A 20043-nucleotide genomic window follows, 5' to 3' on the forward strand; every position below is an offset into this window, starting at 1 on the left:
AGCACCGCATCACCCCGACCCGAAGCCGCGTCGCCCCGGTCCGCTCACAGCCCGTATCTCTTCAGCACCTCCGGCGGCACCCCCTCCCATTTACCCGGCGAATTCCCTTTATAACCCAAATCCTCGATCCCCATCTTACTCGTAAAAAATCCAATCGCCGTCAGTTCCCGCATCTTATTAAAGAACGTAACCCCCGGCTGCATCCCAGGCCCCGCCTTAAAAGGATACGCAATATCATTCAACACCTCGATCCGCTGCTCCGGCGTGCAACCCACAAAATCCTTTCCCCACCTGTCCAGACATTCCATATCCAGCCAGCGAAGCCCACCCCGCATCGGCAACTGGTGCTGCGGCTCGTCCTTGACGATGAACTCGATAAAGGCAGGCACACCCGCATCAGTTGCGCTGCCGCTCTTTTCATCCCGCGGAATGATAATATCAGCCAGCATAGCGATAGTCGCCATCTCTTTAGCGTCAAAAAATCGCTCACCCACAAGTGTCTTATCCCGCGCGATCTCAAAGTCCTGCCTGCCCGTCGTGTCGGCAACCGGGTGATTCCCGGTGCCACTGGAGGCCGCCGCCTCAGTCGTCCCTGACTTGCACGCCTCAAGCAAAGCCGTTGCCGAAATGGCACTAAGGCCGATCGCTTTTATACTATCACGACGGTTCATATATTTTGCTTTTTACGTTGATCAATAAGATATTCAGTGGTGCGCATCGCCAACGCGAGAATCGTCCACGTAGGGTTCTTCTCCGACTGCTGCGTGAATACCGATCCATCCGTTACAAAGAGATTCTTGCAATCATGCGCCTGCCCCCATTTATTCAGCGGCGCTTTTTTGGCATCGTCCCCCATCCGAATCGTGCCCACTTCGTGTATACCTTTACCAGGTTTATCAAGGCCATAGTTTGTTTCAGGCCCCGCCGGCACGCCAAGCGGAATACCCCCCATCCCCTTGATTATCGCCTGGGCCGTCTCCTGCATATGTTTCGCTTGGGCGACATCATCGCTGTTCCACTTATAACGAAACCGTAGTACCGGGATTCCGTATTTGTCCACTACGGTCGGATCTATCTCGCAGTAATTGTCTTCCCTCGCCGTGGAAGCCCCATGACAGCCTACCCCCGCCATCGTACCATATAGCCGCCGGTAGTCATTCTTGAGGGCGAGGCCGAATCCCCCGGCGGGCTTTGTCTTACCATCCGCCCCGGGAAGATATCCATTCAGATACGGAACGATGGCCCCTTCGAAGCCAAAATACCCGCCATAGCCCGGCATAAACATCCCGCCGAATATCTCGAGGTGATAGCCGCGGGTAAAGCCCTGCTTTTTGCTGTCCAGCCACCACGGCGCATAGAGGTGGAGACTCCCGACGCCGTCTTCATTAAAACGCGGCCGGTCGAGCAATTGCGGAAGCACCGCTGCACCACCACCCTGCGTGGAATCATGGAGGTATTTACCCACGGCATTGCTGCTGTTGGCAAGACCGTTAGGATGTCGCGCAGATTTGGAGTTCAGCAGTATCCGCGCAGATTCACAAGTGCTCGCAGCAAGGATGACGGTCTTTGCCTTGACCCGGTATTCCTGCATATCGTCTTTGTTGATATAGGAAACGCCGCTGGCCAGACCCTCTTTGTCGGTAAGGATCTCGCGGACCACGGCGTTGGTCACCACCGTGAGGTTACCGGTCTTCATCGCTGGGATCACGAGACAGGACGAGGAGGAGAAGTCACCGTATATCTTACAGCTCCGGTTGCACTGACCGCAAAAGAAACACGCCTGCCGGTCACTGTTCCCCGGCAGGGGCGCCGTAAGCACAGAGCCGCGACCGGCGATAACGGGGATGCCAAGACCGGTGGCGGCTTTTTTTACAAACAACTCGTTGAGCCGGGGCTGTGGCGGTGGGAGGAATATCCCATCCGGATCGTTCTCCAGCCCTTCCATCGACCCATAAACACCGATAAGCCTGTCCACCCGATCGTAAAAAGACTTTATCTCATCATAGGTAACCGGCCAGTCATCGCCAACCCCATAATTTGTCCGGCATTTGAGATCCTTTGGTCCCATCCGCAACGCGATCCTCGCCCAGTGGTTAGTGCGGCCTCCGAGCATCCGCGAACGAAACCATTGGAATTCCGAACCCTCTTTTTGCGTGTAGGGTTCGCCATCTATCTGCCAGCCGCCATAGGCTGCATCAAAATCGCCCATGGGCCGGGTAGCATTACCTCCGCGACGGGGCGACTGGTACGACCATTTCAGTTGTTGTGAATCCTTGGCAGGGTCAAAAAACGGACCCGCTTCAAGCATCAATACCTTGACACCAGCGTTGGCAAGGACATAACCCGACATGCCGCCGCCTGCGCCGCTTCCGATGATGACCACATCGTATACAGTGGAAGATTGGATGAGTTGCATAAGTTTACCCTTTTTGTCCGGCCAACTCGACTAACTTCTTCGTAGCAGTCGTGCCGGCATAATCATCGAGATATTTATTGTCTTTCGTATACATCTTGAACAGCCCGCCTTCATATTCGATGCTCACCCAACCCGAAAAGCCCGATTCTTTAATGATCTTGAACATACGGTAGAAATCCGTTTCCTGGTCGGTGCCGTCAGCATTGAAAAGATGGCTCTTCGCATGAACGCCTTTTGCATACGGCATCAATTCGGTTATACCCTTATACCGATCGTATTCTTCGAGACATTTCGTCTTCATATACCCCGCGATATCCATCGTCTCTGGTTTTGTGCGATTGATACAGAAGTTGCCAAAGTCGGCGAGTGTGCCGCAATGCGGGTTGTTCAGTTGTTTCATCACCCCGGCCAGCCAGGCGGCGTTGCACGAGATGCCGATATGGTTCTCGACGATGACATCGACATTTTGCTTGCGGCCGTAGTCGATGAGGCGACCCAGGCTGTCCACCGCGGCGTTGGCAACTGCTGAAGGCTCACCCTCTCCTTCTACATTGACCCGGATCATGGGACACCCCAGCATGGCAGCAGCATCTATCCATTTATAATGGTTCTCGATCGCCTTGGCGCGCGTCCCTTCGTTGAGGTCACCGAGTACCCCTTCGCCATCGACCATAATGCGCAGGTTATAAGTACCCGCGTCGGCCGAACGTTGTTTCAATTGGGTCAAGAAGGACTGGTCCTTTGCCTTATCGGCAAAAAACATCGAGCAATAGTCCAGACCGGGGATGCCCAGCTCTTTTGCCTTCGCCGGGAAGTCGAGTGGTTTCAGCTGCTGGGTCCAGAACTGGCTGGCAAAGGAAAATTGCGAAACGGCAAGTTTAAAGAAGAGGTCGCCCTCCGCCCCACCCGCAAAAAATCCCGGCAGCGAAGCGCCAAACCCCACCCCCATGGCGCCAAAGGTGCCACTCTTAATAAAGGTTCTTCTATTCATATGCAAGCATTATTTAGTAAATTTTACAAAATGAAGATAAGTAAAAGGCTCTATATTTAGTAAGATTCACTAAATAATTTATTTTTACCCAATGAACATAAATGAGGAATTGAAGGAATTCATCCTACACGGTTACCGGCAGTATATCCCGCATGTATCGATAGACTGCGCCATATTTGGCTATCACGATCGGCAGTTGAAAGTCCTTCTCATCAAGCATAAGTTCTTGAATGGCTGGTGTTTGCCCGGAGGATATATAAAAAGGACGGAAAAGCTGGTCGAAGCAGCCGGCCGCAACGTAAAAGAACGGACAGGCATCGAAGGCTTATTCCTCCAGCAGTTCAAGACCTTCGGCGACCCGAACCGGGCAAACACGGACAAGTTCGACGAGGAGAAGTGGTTTGCGCTCACCGGTATACGGATGACACCGGATAACTGGCTTGTTGACCAAACGATTTCCGTCGGTTTTTATGCGATCACGGATTTTTCCCTTTCCGTCCCCCAGCCGGGCATCATGGCCGAAGCCTGCACCTGGTTTGACATCCATGCCATCCCCCATCTCGAATTCGACCATGATGAAATGGTAAAGGAAGCCCTTCATACGATGCGGGTGCAATTGTATCATTACCCCATCGGCTACAACCTGTTGCCGGAGAAGTTTACGCTGTCGGATATCCATTCTTTATACGAAACGCTCCTGGAGAAAAAACTGGACATCAGCAATTTTCCTAAAAAGCTGATCACGCTGGGCCTGCTGAAGAAAACAACCGAGAAGCGAAACATCGGCGCGCATCGTTCGCCCCATTTATACCGGTTCGATAAGGCCCGCTACGACCAGGCCCTCAGCGAAGGCCTCGTCCTCAGCTGAAGGACAAACCCCCACATCCCAGGGACAGAAAGGTGGCCGTCCCCAAATCCACCGGCAGGAAGATGCCGTAAATTTAGGGTAACAAGCAATTGCCGTGCGCCATATAAGGTTCAGCCATTTCTATCCGGTCTTCTTCATCGCTGTTGCTTTTACAGCAGGTCATTGTTATAAACCCCCTCCACTTCCCCTCGGGATCAGGCATCCTTTCAGCAGCGACTCTGCCGCGATAGGGTTCATCAACAACTTATACCTGAATTGGGACGCTGCCCTCTCGGGAGCAAACCTCTCCGTGCTCGCGGGGTTGTCCGCCGACGAACTGATCGCATCTCCCACGGCTACCCGGCAGTATCCGGCCTATTATCTCAATGTCCTGAATGAAAGGACATATGGTTTTGAGTTCTGGCGGCTCTTTTACCGGAATATTGCCACAGCCGACAGCGTCATCATCGGGGTCGATTCTGCAAAGGCCCTGTCGACCATGGCAAAGACCCAGCTATTGGGCGAAGCCAAATTCGTGCGAGCCCTAAGTTATTTCTACCTGGTCAACCTCTATGGCGACTGTTCCCTCGTGACCGATACGACCGTCAACCGTCTGCCACCCCGCGCACCGGCAGCGCAGGTCTGGGCACAGATAAAGGCAGATGCGAACGATGCCCTGCATTTGTTGAGCGCGGACTACCTGGGTGGTCCCACACTCAGCCCAACGACCGAACGGACCCGGCCAACCAAATGGGTGGCCAGTGCGCTGCTTGCCAGGGTCTATCTGTATACGGGGGAATATGACAGCGCCGAAGCGGCGGCGACTGCCGTGATCGGCAATTCGGTCACCTTCAACCTGGCGCCACTCCATTCCGTATTTGTAAAGAACAGCAGCGAAGCCATCTGGCAATTGCCGCCGGCAAACACCACATCTGTCCCAACTGATGCCCTCTATTTTACCCCCTCCTCTTCAGTCAACATGCCGCAAGTCTATGTCTCGGCGCAGTTGCTGGCGGCTTTCGAACCCGGCGATCAGCGGCGGACGGAGTGGCTCGACAGCATGACCATCAGCGCCACCCGGTATCTCTACCCTTACAAATACAAAGTGATGGTTCCACCATTCACGGAATATGAAACGGTGTTTCGGCTCGCCGAGCAATACCTTATCCGGGCCGATGCCCGGGTCCATCAGGGCAATAACCTCAGCGCGGTCGCCGATCTGAATGTGATAAGAACCCGGGCCGGGCTTCCTGCTTACACCGGTCCCCCGGACGCGGCATCGATCTTCAACGCGATCCGGCACGAACGCCGGGTAGAACTCTTTTCCGAATGGGGACAGCGCTGGTTCGACCTGAAGCGAACGGGAAAGATCGATTCCATAATGGCCGTATACGCACCGTTGAAAGGCGGAGTCTGGAGCCCTGACTGGGCGTTATACCCGCTTGCGCTTGTCGATCTGCAAAATGACTCTTACCTTACGCAGAACCCGGGGTACTGAACAAAAAGGCAACCTTCCTTTTATTTTCAGCGTTTCGGGATTTTAACTAACCTGATCGTTTGACTGCCTGAAGCAAGTCTGCACCTATGAGCGTAAAGAAAGTTGTCAAATGAATAAGGACCAATTCGAGTTTGAGTTTATACTGTGCGGCCTGCGGTATCGCTGCCATGCCACTTGTCTAAGGGACGGCTTACATTTCCAATATGCAATAGAGTTTACCCTCAACGGCCAGGCCGGCCCCTGCAGCCGCATCTTCGTCCGCCCCGCACTTAATGACTCCGAGAATTGGCATTTCACCTGCGAGAACGGCGAAAATGCAGCATGTCACTATCCGCTCACCCTACTCGAACGCTTCGGAGTAGAAGTCGACAAACACAATCTGCAATCCCTCATCTAGCCGTCGCCCCCCGCCCCCCCTCATCTAACGGCCCACACTATAAGTGAGATGACTCACCAGTGGCGTATGACTGGCGCCGATCGTCTTCAAAGAAAAGGTAGTCCTGTCGATCCCATCAAAAAACCGGATGCCGCTGCCGAGCAGAACCGGCGCAACATGGATCGTAAACTCATCAATATACCCCCCATTAAAATATTGCCAGATAAGATTGGCCCCACCCTGTACCCGGATATCCTTCTTCCCCGCGCTGGCGCGTGCCTTTTCAAAGGCGCTTTCCATACCATCGTTGATAAAATAAAAAGTGGTCGACCCTTTTTGCACCCAGGGTTCCCGCTTTTCGTGGGTCAGCACATACACCGGGGCCATGAAAAGATCTTCCGGCCAGCTGACTTCCCCTTCTTCGAACATCCGTTTTCCCATGATGTAGGCGCCTGTGCGGGCGAATACCTGGCGGATGCGATCCCCGTCTTCCGTGTCTTCTTCACCACCTGTTGTCTTCAGATGTTCCCAAAAGGCCTTTTGGTTAAACATCCACTGATGAATGGCCGGAGCAACACCCCCCATGGGATTTTGAGGGCTCCGGTTCTCCCCTGCGATGAACCCGTCCAGGGACAGGCCAATGTCGAAAAATACCTTGCTCATGGTTGAACTTTTCACAAAAGTATTCCATTCCGGCTAACGGAAAAACCTCCCGTTCCGACATTTCCCGGGGGTCATTGCGACAGTTTGCAGCCTGCTAACGCAGGCGAGTCGTGCCCCCTCCTCCCGCAGCTTCTCCCACGACTCACCCAACGGCCAACCACCAGCGATTTCCACATTGATAACTAACCGATTAATTTCTCAGGACGTCCGCATATACTGTTTGGCCCTCTTCCCCTGTATATTAGTTCAAAAAAAACATGGCACCAATCAAAGGACGGCCCAAACAGGCCAAAAGACAAGAGAAGTTCCTCGGCTTCTTCGTTACGAAAATGCAGGACTTCGTCATCCAGCAAAAAGCGGCGAAAGCCGGAGTGACTATTTCCGACTATATGCGGCAAGTCGCCATCGACAGCCAGATAAAGCCCCGGTGGACCGAGGAAGAGCGCAGCATGGTCAAACGCCTCATCGCGATGTCGGGGGATATCCAAAAACTGGCGGCGGAAGCCCGGAAGGAGGGGGCGCTGAGGACAGCGTTGTCGTTTGCGAAGTACGGCGAAGCATTAGATGAAATCTTAAATAAGTTGTGCCATGATCGCTAAAACATTTCTTACCGGCCAAACCTTTGGCCGAACCTGCGAATATCTCTGCCAGGACCAGTCCCGGGCAGAAGTTCTGGCAGCAGAAGGCGTCAGGATGCATGACTATCGCTTAATGGCGGCCGATTTCGAATGGCAGCACCGGTTGATGCCGGGAAAGGAAAAGCCCGTATACCACTGTGCACTGACCTTTCCTCCTGGTGAACAGGTGCCCGACGAACAGCTGGTGCAGCTGGGGCAGCGGTTCCTGGAAAAGGTCGAGCTGGTCAATACGCAATACGCTTTTGTCAAGCACACCGATAAAGAGCACCTGCATATGCACGTGATTGCCAACAAGGTGGACAACGATGGCGCACCTACCGGCAAGGGGCTCATCATCGAACGCGGGATAAAGGCAGCGGCGCAGCTCACCGCCGAGTATGGCCTTCGGCAAGATGCGGGCAAGCATCTCGATCAGACCCACCGCGAGGCCTTGCACGAGCCGGATGCCAAACGGTACCGCATCTACGAGGCCATCCACGGGCAATTACCCCAATGTCATACCCTGGACGATCTCGAGAAGGCCCTCCTTCAGCAGGGTATCACGGTGAGGTATCGCTGTCATCCGGACACCGGTGAGCGCCAGGGCATCAGTTTCCGGCTCGAAAACCGCAGCTTCAAAGGTAGCCGGGTGGACGAGGAGTATTCACTCGGCGGGTTGCAGCGGACCCTGGCCTTGCAGGAGCAGCAGCGGCAGGAAGAAGAACTGCGCCAAGGCCACCGTCACGGCATGCGCCACGGGTTCTAAAACAATTGTAAACAAGTAAAACTTCATTTTATGCAAGTGAACAGTAAACCAATGGAGGCAACGGGTGTATCCATGGAGAAAGAAGAAGTATTAAAGGCATTGGTCGACAAGGTCGTCGAAAATGGGTCAGCCATCCGCGAACTGAATGAGCTTCTCCGCAAGCAGGCCCAGCCAGACCCGGCTGCGGCCGAACTGCACCAGCGCCTCGGCGAACTCGAAAGCCACATCGGCGCCATCGGCAAGGACATCACAACGCTGACCATGCAGGTCGGCCATCCGGCCAACCCGCTGCTCTCGGGTATGCATAGTCTGCAAAACAGCCTGGAGCAATGCAGGGACTTTTTTTCACAACCGCTGAGAAAGGAGGTGCATTACAAACACATGCTCGGCTGGCCGCTGTGGGTCTTGTTCGGGCTGCTGATCATCGCAGGACTCGAGTTGGCGGGATTGACCAGCGCGAATAACAAAGCGGACTTGTACCAGCAGAATGACCTCTTATGGCGGGCGGTGCGGTTGTCCGAGGATTCGCTGGTCACTCACGCGTTGGATAAGACGGTACGCGATTATCAGGCTAATCCCGATCAGTTCAGAAAGGATGTGGCCGCCGAGGAAGAGCGGCTGGCCGAACTGGCCGAACGATTGCGACAGGAGCAGGACAATATGGGGCACATTCACGAACTCCAACGGACAAAGAAGCGCTAAGGCGCCCGCTTGGCCTGCAGCTCGTGGACCTTTTTTTCTGCCGCAGCAGTAACGGCCCGAAGCCCGGCAGCATGCGTGAATTCAGCGAGATTGGTTAGCACCGAGATGAGATTCTCGATCTCGTCCGACGTGTGGCATTCGTAAAGGCCTTTGCGATAATCCCTCAGCGTCTTCAGCCAGGTCTCTACCCCTTTGCTGGTGAGGGCCCGGAAAAACTGGGCCTTCGCCAGCAAATTAATGGGCGGGTCGAGAGCGATGCGGTCTATAGGAGGTGATTGGGCCAGGAGATCGAAGAAGATCAGCACCTGCCTCTTGGAGAACACGTCCTTCTCCTTTCCGGCGATCGCCTTATCGGGGGCGCCGGGGACGGTCTCTTTGATGATCACCTCCTTCACCATCGTCTCTTTCTCAACGATGGGATGAATGTTCAGTTCGTTGTGGGCATCGGTTATCATGTTGTGTTGGTCTACCTGCACGAAGAGGCTCGAATGCTGATGCTGCGTGAGGGCTGCGGTGTTCAGGAATTCGGGAGAATAGATCTGGTCGATAGCACGCCCGAACGCTTTTTCGAAATCAGCGTCCGCACTCGCCAGAAACTCATAAAGGATGGCCGCGCGTTCGTAGAGCAGCATCTTGTTGATGGCGTATATCTCGATAGTCCGATCCGGAAACCCCAATATGGCCGGAAATCGCGAAAATAACGTAGCGAGGCGGAATTTTATCCCGTTGGAGGCGCGGTATTGCAGGATATAGCCGTGGATAGGCGGGACGTCTCTCGATCGTCCGTAGCGGTGCTTCCTATATAATTGGTAAAGCCGGTAATGCCCCAGCAGCCGCAGTCGAACCGAACTGGTGTACCATCCGGTCCATTCCAGCAATCGGCAAGGCTGCAACCGTGTCCACGAGTTCAGCCGGTCAAACGTTTTGAATTTGAAGTTGTGCTTCGTGTTTTCAGTCGGTCGGAAAATTCGTACGTCCATCAACGATAAGGTTTCCCCTGAAATTAAGAAAATTTTTTAAACACTTTAAACCTATTTACTATGTCAATCAGATTAAATGTAAAAAAGAGCGATCGGAAACGGATAGCCGAATTGGGTGCCATTTTATTGCAGGATGGCAAGACCTGGGTGATCCCGGATACAATAACCGATATTAACCGTTTTATGCCCTGGCTGCCCGCAACAGAAGGCCATATCGTTCAGCGGCCGTATTTTTCTGTAAGGGCAAAATGGCCCTGCTGGAAATGCGGCCAGGAGACCCCGATAGTGGGCCTGGGGGCCAGGGCATTTCAATCGCTGGAATTTCAGAAGGATAACCCGGTCTGGATCAAGGATGAAGGTCCTTTGCTGTATACGGAGATCCAGCGCATGGATGACGAGGTAGCCGAATTGATGAAAAGCAATTATCCTTTCTTTCAAAAGCCCTATTCCGGGAAGCTGCGAAAGAAGCAATGGGGTAATTGTTGCGTCCATTGCGGGACTCTGCAGGAGGAAGACGATGACTACAGGTTTGACTTTGGAGGACCGTTTTTCCCCGATTCTGCGGAAGCCGCCCGCGAAATAAGGATCATCTACTTTAAGCTGCAATTCGATTACTATATCGACGCCTGCTATGGGTTAAACCCCTTTTACCTCGAGATCTTTAAATGAATGCCATGACTCATCTTCCTTTTTTTGGTCGTTCCCCGCCGCCTCATTGGGACGCTTGTTATTTCGACTCTTCTACAACATAAGCTAATTATGCGCTTGGCTAATTATGGCCGCTGTTACCGGCGGTAACGAATGCTGCCAATCTTAAAGTGGGGAATGCCTGCCCATAGTCCCATTACTTCCAGTCCTTAGCCGCCACCCCGCCTATCGCGAAGACGCCGACGACTAGGCCCCGCGCCCCCGGAGATCATCACTTCTTACTCAGTTGTTCGACCAGTTGCTCCAGCCGGTCGATCCTTTCCTTCTGCGCTTTTAGTTGAGCATTCTCCTCCTTCAGCGTCTCTATCTCCTTCTTCTGGTCTATCAGGTAAAGCGTCAACTCTTCTATCTTCGCCAGCAGCCGGGTCTGGTTGTTCCCCAGGTCGACACCTTTCAGTTGCATCTCGCCAGCCGGTGCGATATCCGGAAGGTGGTGATTGGTCTGGATATATTTTTGCAATTCAAACAGGGATGGCAGGTGATAGGCGGAATCGAAGACGAAGTCTGCGCCGCTGGTATTCACCACCACCTGGTTGAAGCGGCCGTTGCCGTTGACGTCGAGAATGTAGCCGGAATTGGTTTGCGAGGTCTTACCGATGAGCACGTTGCCGCCCGTGAAATACGTTGTACCCTGCGCATTAAGCTGAAGGGTAACCACGTTGGATGTGTTATAAAGAGAGGCTATCGCTCCGACGGAATTGTTTCCGCCAACCTGCATCACGTTATAAGAATTTCCGGTGGGATCCGATCTCGTAAACGAGACCGCAGTTCCCCATCGGGTACTGTGAAGATCCAGGTTTGACGTTCCATTATCAGAGGTATTGAACTGAAAGGACGGAACCGTAGTCTGCGACCCGCCCCAGTTGCCCAGACTCAACGGGTTCTGCGTAGCCCCTGTCGTGTTGCCGTTGGCCAGGAACAGGCTGGACGTAGGCAAACTGGATGCCGCTTGCCAAGTGGCGTTGCCACTGGCATCCGACGTGAGCACCATGCCCGCCGCTGCTCCGGTAGGCAACACAAACCCCTTGGCCCAGAGGCCGCCGTTCACCTGTAAGAGATTGCCATTGTCCGACGTCGTCCCGATAGCGACATTCCCACCTCCAAAGACACGCATGCGTTCGGCATTATTCGTCCCAAATACCAACGGAGTCGCCGGCAACGTCCCAACACTCAGGCCTAAATTGGATGGCCCATCTGCAATTAAAAATGGCCTGTCGGCACGGGAAAGGCCAAATATGTTGGAAGAAGTGTTTGTCGAACCGCCAATACAAAACGCAGCATAGGAAGCAAAAGAACCATGATTGTTCTCAATGATCAGATCGGCGTTTGAACCTGAGTTGGTATTTTGAACATAATAACCCCCTCGCACTGGTCCGTTGGCAAGGATGCTTACAATTTCAGTGGTGCTGCTACTTATTTGCAGCGGTGCAGTCGGACTCGTAATCCCGATGCCCACGTTGCCTGTTGTACCGTCTATACGCATACGCTCAAGATTATTCGTCCCAAATACCAACGGCTGCGCCGTAAGAGTACCCATTCCCAATCCTAAACTGGTAGCTCCGTCCGCGATAAAAAAACCCCGGTCAGCCCGGGAAAGACCAAAGAGACTGCTATAGGCATTGCCCGACCCGCCTTGTAAAAACCCGCAATACGAGGAAAATGAACCCCGGTTGTTGTCCGCATAACTGGTGGCTTGCCCACTGGCATTGGTATTCTGAATATAAATGCCGCCACGGCCCGAACCACTGCCGGTAACACTGATGAGATCATTGACAGTTCCGCTTACGTGTAACGGTGAGATCGGACTCGTCGTACCGATCCCCACATTCCCGGTATTGGTATTGTAAATATTATTCCCGCTTGTCGACCACTGCGACTGCGACCGGGCCGAAAGACAAAGAAAACAGGCAAAAAAGCACCAGGCTAATTTTTTCATAACACAGTTGGAGTTTTATATGTGTAAAAGAGATCAGCAACTCGACTTACCGAAATAATGAAATCTTTTCATGATTTCACAAGGGCAATGGTCTCCCCATCTCACAAATAACAATTCGGTTACACATAAAGGACACACCACTAAACAATCGGCCTGCGCATAATCGATCCTGCGTGTGTTGAAATCCCAAAAACGCGTGCGTATAGTGGAATGGCCGTGCACCGCATCATTACTCCGAAAAGGAAAGCCTTAGTCGCTTTACTACAAAAAATACCGTTAAAACACCCATGTCATTAAGTTAAAAGACGGTATTCTATTATTGTGGGGAAATCCAAGGCGTTAACGAGACATTACAACCCTACCGGCGGCTGGCCCGCTACTTTTGTGTACAACTTACTGGGAATGAAAAACACCACCACTGTCCTGCTGTTTGGACTTTTTGTACTTGCGGGCTGTACTACAACCGGGGGCCATTTATTTGTGAAGACCAGCATAGCCTGTCCTCCCCTGTCTGACACGGTTATGTTTGTCCTACTTCCAAAAAGACCTAAAGGACCTATCGACGGTATCAAGATCGGCAGGGCCTTCTACGCGGAGCGACTACATTACTCCATACCCACCTCCTGGACACGCGACCTGTTTGTCGACAGCCTGCGGAGCTTAGCACTGCAACATGGCGCCAATCTCGCCAAGGTCACCGGATTCATGTGGGCGACTATGCGCGATGGAGAATATTTCGACGTCGATCTTTACCGAGTACCCGATATACAACGCTATAAAAATGACGATGAGCTCGACTGGTCGACTCGTCATCAACTGCGTTTCGACGATTTCAAATTTCCAGGACCGATCCTGGACGACCCGTCGATCGGACAAAGCAGGGGTACCTACGAACTCACCACCGTCGCCAAATTCCATTGCCAAACCAGCTGGATCAACAGGGCGTCCAAAGACTCCGCGGAACTGCTGCTGCATGAACAGGGCCTTTTCGATTTGTGTGAGATCTATTGCCGCCAATACCGATATGCGATACTAAGGCAAAACGACTGGTGGCCAACTGAGTTCGATAAGATAAATAAAGCCTGGATGGCGAAACGGTCCCAGTATGAATGGCAGACCTTTCACGGTCTGGACTCGGCTCGGCAGGCTGAATGGACGGCAAAGATCAACCATGCGTTGCTATATGGGACGGGCGGGTCCGACGCAGACTTTAAAGTGAATTAGCTTCCGCAATCAATTCATCCGTCATACATATTCCCCCTCAATCTCCTCCCTCATCTTCCGCACAAACATCCTCAACCATTCCGCATTCTTCTCCGCCAGCCGCCGGCCGGTAGCCGTATTCATCATCGCAGGCAATTTCAACAGCTTCGCCTCGAAATGATCGAGCGCAAACCTTTTGTCATCCAGCTCCCGCGCCTCCGCCATCGGGTCCCCGGCATGAAATAACTGCGCATTCATCTGCCCCGCTATATAGAAAGTCCGGGCAGCCCCGATCGCTCCAAGCGCCTCCATCCGGTCGGCATCCTGCAGGATCTTCGCCTCCAAAGTCGTCGCCTCAACTCCCGCGGAAAAACTATGCGCATGAATAGCATGCTGCACCCCTTCCACCTTCGTGGCCGGGAAACCGGCAAACACGTCCGTCAACAACTCCCCCGCCGCTACAGCACTAAGCCGCGAAGACTCCCGGCGTTGCGGATGATCTTTGGGCAACGCCACCCAGTCATGAAAATAGGCGGCCGCAATCAGGATCAACTCATCGGCCTTCCCGCCTTCTTCCCTGTTGATAAACCGCGCCGTCTTCCACACTCGCTGAAAATGGCCGAGATCATGCGAGCCGTCCTTCTTATCGCCATGCTGCCGGATATACGCAGTAAACTGCGCCTCCCATTCTGCCAAAAACCGATCTTCCGTATTCATTCAATCCGTAATTTTAAATGTAAAGGAGAAGCAAAGATCATGGGGCTGCAGGAAACATCCATCATTTTTCAAAATATTCGTCACCGGCATTATTATCTCTGTGACTATCTTCCGCTTACTTCCGGTATCGACCCCGTCTCCCGCAGCCTGCTGAAATTCAAACGCGGTGTCCAACCCGATCTCGACAACTGGCTCAGCAAAACACGCTGCGCCCTTCACACAAAACCACTCACCCTCCCACCCGATACTATAATTATCCGCGCCCTCCATCACAAGGAGACCCGCGCTGCACAAGACCGCCCCTCCACCCTCGACCTGCTGGGACAAACCCTCTCCGGCCATTTCCATTTTCCCTACCATCCCCAACTCCTCCATAAAACCCGCCCCACCAACACCGTCCAGGGCCTCACCCGCCGCCAGCGCCAGGCCGAACTACAAGACGTCTACCAGGTAAACCTCCCCGTCACCATAAACATCACCACCAACCTCCCGGCCGCCGCACCCCCCACCTCCCTCCTCCTCATCGACGACATCCTCACCACCGGCACCACCATCCGCATGATCATCAAAACCCTCCACTCCACCCTCCCCAACTCCACCATAACTATCTTCACCCTCGCCAAAGTCGCCACCGCTCACCCCCACCCAATCCCCGACTGGCTCCTCATCTGATCCCGCACCCAAGACCCCACCCGCAAATCACCGCACCTCCATACTCCCACACGCCACGAGCGCACTCACCCGCGCTAAAAAGCTAAAAATCCATCCACTACATATGCTAATTCCTTTTAGCCCAAAAAGAGTCGTTTTTCTTGCAGCAAAAACCCGCAACTGACTGTCCATACCGATAAGCACCAATAATTTAGATCGGACAAAATAAATTTGTTAAGTAAAATTTAATTTTTTTACCTTCGATCAATAATTGCTAAACTTTTGCTTTATGACCATTCAACGACTGCTTGCCAAATCGGTAAGTCTCCTGCTGCTTTGTGTACTTTTCACACAATCGGCTTTTTCCCAAACAAAAACAATTACAGGTAAGATCTCAGACGACAAAGGCGCCCCCATTCAAGGCGCAACCGTCACAGCTAAGGGTACTAAGCTAGGAGCCTCTACCGGCGCCGACGGTACCTTCTCCCTCTCCGTCCCCTCGACAGTAACAACCCTGGTGATCAGTTCCGTCGGATTCTCCACCCAGGAAGTGTCCATCGCCAGCCAAACTTCGATCAACATTTCCCTCGCCGCCGCCCAAAACAACCTTAATGAGGTCGTTGTCGTCGGTTACAACACCGTCAAACGAAAAGACCTCACCGGTTCGGTCACGACGGTCTCCGCGAAAGAGTTCAACACCGGCGTCATCACCTCTCCTGACCAGCTGCTCCAAAACAAGGTCGCCGGCCTGGAGATCATCAACAACAGCGGCCAGCCGGGTTCGGCTACCACGGTTAAGATCCGCGGTAACACTTCCATCCGCGGCCTCAGCAACCCCATCTATGTCATCGATGGCGTTATCCTCGACGGGAGAAACGCCCGTCCTTCGGTCAATCTCAACATCGGCGGTTTCGGAACTACCCCGGACGCCAATCCGCTGCTCTTTATCAACCCTTACGACATCCAGGACGTCACGATCCTCAAAGACGCCTCGTCTACCGCAATTTACGGCTCCCGCGGCGCCAACGGGGTCATCGTCATCACCACCAAGAAAGCTTCCGCCGGACCGGCAAAACTGGAAGCGGGCGTCTCCGAAGGCTGGAACATCGGGTATATGCAGAAATTTGACATCCTCAACACCAGCGAGTTCAGGTCCGCACTGACGAAATATTCCATCAACAACCAGGATAAAGGCAGCAACGTCGATCCGCTGCATGACATCACCCAGCACAGCACCATCCAGAATTACTACCTGGCCATGAGCAGCGGAAATGATGTCGGCAAATTCCGCGCCTCTGCGCTGGCCTCCAAAACGCCTGGCTTCGTCAAGACGAACAACCTTAACAAATACATCGGGAATTTGGGCGGAAGCTATAAATTCCTCGATAAGCGGGTAACGCTCGATTTCGACGTGATAGCCGGCCGCACCGAAGAGAACATCGTCAACATCTCCAATACCGCCGGTTCCCAGGGTAACCTCATCAGCGCCGCCCTCCAATGGAATCCCACGGCGCCCTATTACGCCGCCAACGGGATGTTCAATGTGTTGGGCAATGGCGTCGGTAACCCGATGTCCCTCATCGCAGCTTATAACGATATTGCCTATGTCAATACCGTCCTCGCTAATATGTCGGTTACGGTGAATATCATCAAAGGACTCGACTACAAATTCCTCTACTCCATCAACCAGAGCGATGGCACCCGTAATACGAATATCGATGGCTTCCTCCGCGGCTTCAACCCCATCGATGGAAATGGCCTGGGCATCCATTCCGAGGCAAACCTCACCTCCCAGATCATGACGCACACCCTCAACTACCACGTCAATTTAACGCCCGACCTCACCCTTAACGCCCTCGCCGGTTTCGAATATTGGAAATCCAATTTCGGCAACAGCAGCTACAGTGGCCAGGGCTTCAACTTCAACCTCAACGAACTGCAATTGACCGACGCTCAGTATACCGATATCCTCGGCAACGCCAAGACCGTCGGTCAACCCAGCGTCTTCCGTGACATCACCACCGAAGTACAATCCCTGTTTGCAAGGGCGGAATTGAATTACAAGGACAAGTATTACCTCACCGGTACCATTCGCGATGATGGTTCGAGCAAATTCGGCTCCAACAATAAACACGGCTATTTCCCCTCCTTTGGCGCCAAATGGAACATCGCCAACGAAGACTTTATGAAGAATGGTACCGCTTTCTCCCAACTGGGTCTTCGGGCCACCTGGGGCATCACGGGCAGCCAGGACTTCCCTGCCGGTTCGGCCATCAACCAATTCGAAGTTCTTGGCTACAACTCGGTAGCCCAGGTGAACGCGGGCAATCCCAACCTGAAATGGGAACAGACCACACAATTCGACTTCGGCCTGGACTTTGGTCTCATGAATAACAGGATCTACGGTTCGATCGACTATTATAACAAGAACACGACCAATATCCTGTTTCAGAACGTTGCCATTCAGCCGGGTCCCGCCGCCACCTATTGGATAAACCTCCCCGGTCATCTGAAGAACAACGGAGGCGAATTGACCATCGGTGCAGCAATCGTTAAAACCAACGACCTCGATTGGAACCTCACCTACAACATGGCCTATAACAGCAATAAGATCACTGACTTTCCCACCGGCCTCAGCATCTACACCGGTCAGATCAACGGTCAGGGTGTCTCCGGAACATTGGGCCAGATCATCACGAACAACCAGCCTGTCGATGAGTTCTATCTGAAGCAATTCACCGGCTTCGACCAGAAAGGCAACCAGACCTACGCCAATAACCCCAGCTTCCAGGGTGACCCCAATCCGAAATGGCTCTTTGGCGGATCCACCACCGTGCGCTATAAAAAAGCGACGCTCACCCTCAGCGGTGGCGGTTCCGGTGGCTTCCTGATCCTCAACAACACCGCTATCTCGGTGACCAATCTCGCAGGCATCGCCAACGGCCGCAACGTCGACAAGTTGGCCTATAACTCGGCTGAACAACCCGGCAGCCCGGTTGCCGCCAACTCACGCTTCCTGGAAAAAGGCAACTTCTTCAAATTGCGCAGCGCCAACCTCAGCTACGCCATCGGGAACATCGGTCAGTACATCAAGAACGCCAGTGTCTTCGTAGCCGGGTCCAACCTGTTCGTCATCACCAAATTCTCCGGCTTCGATCCGGAGGTCAACATCGACAAGCAGAATAACGGCTATCCTTCGCAGTCGATCGAATACATTCCCTATCCCACGCCACGGAGCATTGTAGTCGGCTTAAACTTCACACTCTAACACACTATTTAAACAACAATAGATTATGAGAACTTTCAAATATAAAACGCTAACCGCCATCCTCCTGGCAGCAATGGCGATCGGTGGTTGTACCAAACTCAACGAAGGCTATCGACAGACGGTGACCCAGTCAGAAGCCGCCCAGGCCTTCGCGGCCTCCTTGTTCCTCCAAACCGCCTATAACGATATCCCCACACCTTTTGTCAACCAGGACCGCGTCTTCTCTCTCGAGGAGAACAGCGCCGATGAATCCCTGGTTCCCACCCGCGGTGGTGACTGGGATGACAACGGTGTTTGGCGCGTCGTGCATAACCACACCTGGAATGCCGATCACGATCAGGTGCTCCAGGTATACAACCTGCTCAACAAGATGAATTTTGACGCTACCAATGTGCTGCAATTCAACCCTTCCAAAGAGCAGATCGCAGAAGCCCGGTTCCTCCGCGCCTTCGCCCTGTACTACCTGTTCGATCTCTACAACCAGTTCCCCTTCCGTAATCCCGGAGAAAACCTGCTCAATCCGCCGAAAGTTTATTTTGGTGACAGCGCGGTCCAATTCATCATCAGCGAATTGACTGCCGCATTGCCAGACCTTGGCACGAGCAACACCATGACCCAGGCCAACCAGGATGCCTGCAAAGTACTGCTCATGCGCTGCTACCTCAACCATGGCGCCTTCCTCAACCGCGCCCATCCGACCTTTGCCGATGCGGATATGCAACAGGTGATCACCCTGGGCAATTCGATCATCAATGGCGGGAAATACAAATACATGGCCAACTACTTCGGCAACTTCAGTTACCAGAATGGGAATTCGACGGAAGGCATCTTCGCCTTCCCTTCCTCTTCCGGCCTGACAGTCAATAACCCCAGCCTCCAGGCCCGCTGGATGATGACCTTCCACTATAATGAGTACGATGGTCAGGCGCCCAATGCCGGCTGGAACGGCTTCTCCACCATCAGCGATTTCTACAACGCCTTCTCCGTCGGTGGAACGACCAACTACTCGCTGGCTGATACCTTGCTGGATACCCGCATCGGCCGCAGGTGGACCTCCGATGCCACCGGGACCGTTACTCTCAACTCCGGCATCCGCCCCGGCTTCCTGGTCGGCCAGCAATATGACCAAAATGGCGTGGCCCTGAAGGACAGAAAGGGAAATCCCCTCGCATTCGACCCGAACATCGCACCCGACATGAAGGAAACAGGCTCCAACCTGGAAGTCACCGGTATCCGGATAGCAAAATATTATCCTGACTTCTCCGACCCCGGCGGTAAGTATTTTTCTTCTACCCCCGGCAACTGGCTGATGCTGATGCGCTACTCCGAAGTAGTGCTGATGGTAGCCGAAGCTAAGATGCGGGCAGCTGCCCCCGACAATGCCGGCGCACTGACCCTCATCAATGGCCTCCGAACCGCCCGCGGCGCATCTGTCGTCACCTCGATGCCCCTGGTCAACACCGCCAATTCCGAAGACCCTAAGACCCTTCTTGCAGAGCTCGGCCGGGAATTCTACTGGGAGTCGCACAGAAGGACCGACCTCATCCGTTTCGGCGTCTTTAACAACCTCTGGCAATACAAGCCCGCCGACGACCCGAAATACCTGGTCTTCCCCGTACCCAACCAGGCCCTCGCCGTCAACCCCAACCTGAAACAAAACCCCGGATATTAACATTCCGGATTTAAAAGGAATCGATAAATTGC

The 20043-nt window shown here is 53.4% G+C and carries 18 protein-coding genes; 11 read left to right on the forward strand and 7 right to left on the reverse strand.

Going from position 1 to position 20043, the window contains the following annotated elements; translation table 11 throughout:
- Positions 1-44: 44 nt before the first annotated feature.
- From IEY39_RS21860 to IEY39_RS21870, 3 genes are read right to left on the reverse strand one after another with little or no spacing between them, the layout of a single operon-like run.
- Complete coding sequence (locus IEY39_RS21860) at positions 45-671, reverse strand: gluconate 2-dehydrogenase subunit 3 family protein (protein ID WP_188935704.1); 627 nt, start codon at positions 669-671, stop codon at positions 45-47.
- On the reverse strand, positions 668-2416 hold the full coding sequence (locus tag IEY39_RS21865) for a GMC oxidoreductase (protein WP_188935706.1): 1749 nt from the start codon (positions 2414-2416) through the stop codon (positions 668-670). Before IEY39_RS21865 ends, IEY39_RS21860 begins: the two co-directional genes overlap by 4 nt.
- Positions 2417-2420: 4 nt before the next feature.
- On the reverse strand, positions 2421-3407 hold the full coding sequence (locus IEY39_RS21870; protein ID WP_188935708.1) for a sugar phosphate isomerase/epimerase family protein: 987 nt from the start codon (positions 3405-3407) through the stop codon (positions 2421-2423).
- Positions 3408-3498: 91 nt separating this feature from the next.
- Between IEY39_RS21870 and IEY39_RS21875 the strand changes: the two genes are divergently transcribed.
- The 3 genes from IEY39_RS21875 to IEY39_RS21885 all read left to right on the forward strand — a co-directional run bounded on the left by IEY39_RS21875 (position 3499) and on the right by IEY39_RS21885 (position 6149).
- Positions 3499-4275 (forward strand): NUDIX hydrolase, encoded by a 777-nt coding sequence (locus tag IEY39_RS21875; RefSeq protein WP_188935710.1) that lies wholly within the window; start codon positions 3499-3501, stop codon positions 4273-4275.
- A 94-nt stretch (positions 4276-4369) separates the two neighbouring features.
- Entirely contained in the window at positions 4370-5752 is a 1383-nt protein-coding gene (locus IEY39_RS21880; RefSeq protein WP_188935712.1) for a RagB/SusD family nutrient uptake outer membrane protein, read from the forward strand.
- A 109-nt stretch (positions 5753-5861) separates the two neighbouring features.
- Positions 5862-6149, forward strand: coding sequence for a hypothetical protein (locus IEY39_RS21885; RefSeq protein ID WP_188935714.1), 288 nt, complete (start codon positions 5862-5864; stop codon positions 6147-6149).
- 24 nt (positions 6150-6173) lie between these two features.
- Here the strand turns inward: IEY39_RS21885 and IEY39_RS21890 are convergent, their stop codons facing one another.
- Positions 6174-6791 (reverse strand): dihydrofolate reductase family protein, encoded by a 618-nt coding sequence (locus tag IEY39_RS21890; RefSeq protein ID WP_188935716.1) that lies wholly within the window; start codon positions 6789-6791, stop codon positions 6174-6176.
- 257 nt (positions 6792-7048) lie between these two features.
- Between IEY39_RS21890 and IEY39_RS21895 the strand changes: the two genes are divergently transcribed.
- From IEY39_RS21895 to IEY39_RS21905, 3 genes are read left to right on the forward strand one after another with little or no spacing between them, the layout of a single operon-like run.
- Positions 7049-7390 (forward strand): plasmid mobilization protein, encoded by a 342-nt coding sequence (locus IEY39_RS21895; RefSeq protein ID WP_188935718.1) that lies wholly within the window; start codon positions 7049-7051, stop codon positions 7388-7390.
- Positions 7380-8174, forward strand: coding sequence for a relaxase/mobilization nuclease domain-containing protein (locus tag IEY39_RS21900; RefSeq protein ID WP_188935720.1), 795 nt, complete (start codon positions 7380-7382; stop codon positions 8172-8174). Before IEY39_RS21895 ends, IEY39_RS21900 begins: the two co-directional genes overlap by 11 nt.
- 30 nt (positions 8175-8204) lie before the next feature.
- Positions 8205-8876: a hypothetical protein gene (locus tag IEY39_RS21905; protein ID WP_188935722.1), complete on the forward strand. Its 672-nt coding sequence runs from the start codon at positions 8205-8207 to the stop codon at positions 8874-8876.
- Here IEY39_RS21905 and IEY39_RS21910 read toward each other — a convergent pair.
- On the reverse strand, positions 8873-9856 hold the full coding sequence (locus tag IEY39_RS21910) for a hypothetical protein (protein WP_188935724.1): 984 nt from the start codon (positions 9854-9856) through the stop codon (positions 8873-8875). The genes IEY39_RS21905 and IEY39_RS21910 overlap by 4 nt on opposite strands.
- A gap of 60 nt (positions 9857-9916) precedes the next feature.
- Here IEY39_RS21910 and IEY39_RS21915 point away from each other — a divergent pair, with 60 nt between their 5' ends.
- Positions 9917-10525 carry a hypothetical protein gene (locus IEY39_RS21915; protein WP_188935726.1) on the forward strand — a complete coding sequence of 203 codons (609 nt, stop codon included), beginning with the start codon at positions 9917-9919 and terminating at the stop codon, positions 10523-10525.
- Between the two features lie 250 nt (positions 10526-10775).
- On the opposite strand, the gene IEY39_RS21920 is transcribed toward IEY39_RS21915, so the two are convergent.
- A complete protein-coding gene (locus IEY39_RS21920) occupies positions 10776-12500 on the reverse strand; it encodes an FtsB/FtsL family cell division protein (RefSeq protein WP_188935727.1) in 1725 nt (574 codons plus the stop codon).
- Positions 12501-12902: 402 nt separating this feature from the next.
- On the opposite strand from IEY39_RS21920, the gene IEY39_RS21925 reads away from it, so the two are divergent.
- Positions 12903-13724, forward strand: a complete 822-nt coding sequence (locus IEY39_RS21925) for a hypothetical protein (RefSeq protein WP_188935729.1) — start codon at positions 12903-12905, stop codon at positions 13722-13724.
- 21 nt (positions 13725-13745) lie between these two features.
- On the opposite strand, the gene IEY39_RS21930 is transcribed toward IEY39_RS21925, so the two are convergent.
- Complete coding sequence (locus IEY39_RS21930) at positions 13746-14420, reverse strand: HD domain-containing protein (protein WP_188935732.1); 675 nt, start codon at positions 14418-14420, stop codon at positions 13746-13748.
- A 39-nt stretch (positions 14421-14459) separates the two neighbouring features.
- On the opposite strand from IEY39_RS21930, the gene IEY39_RS21935 reads away from it, so the two are divergent.
- The 3 genes from IEY39_RS21935 to IEY39_RS21945 all read left to right on the forward strand — a co-directional run bounded on the left by IEY39_RS21935 (position 14460) and on the right by IEY39_RS21945 (position 20011).
- Positions 14460-15092, forward strand: coding sequence for a ComF family protein (locus IEY39_RS21935; protein ID WP_188935734.1), 633 nt, complete (start codon positions 14460-14462; stop codon positions 15090-15092).
- Positions 15093-15360: 268 nt separating this feature from the next.
- Positions 15361-18339, forward strand: coding sequence for a SusC/RagA family TonB-linked outer membrane protein (locus tag IEY39_RS21940; RefSeq protein WP_188935736.1), 2979 nt, complete (start codon positions 15361-15363; stop codon positions 18337-18339).
- 25 nt (positions 18340-18364) lie between these two features.
- Positions 18365-20011, forward strand: coding sequence for a RagB/SusD family nutrient uptake outer membrane protein (locus tag IEY39_RS21945; RefSeq protein WP_229689026.1), 1647 nt, complete (start codon positions 18365-18367; stop codon positions 20009-20011).
- The last annotated feature ends 32 nt before the right edge of the window (positions 20012-20043 follow it).

The sequence above is a fragment of the Puia dinghuensis genome, from assembly GCF_014642875.1.
In the GTDB taxonomy this organism is placed as follows: domain Bacteria; phylum Bacteroidota; class Bacteroidia; order Chitinophagales; family Chitinophagaceae; genus Puia; species Puia dinghuensis.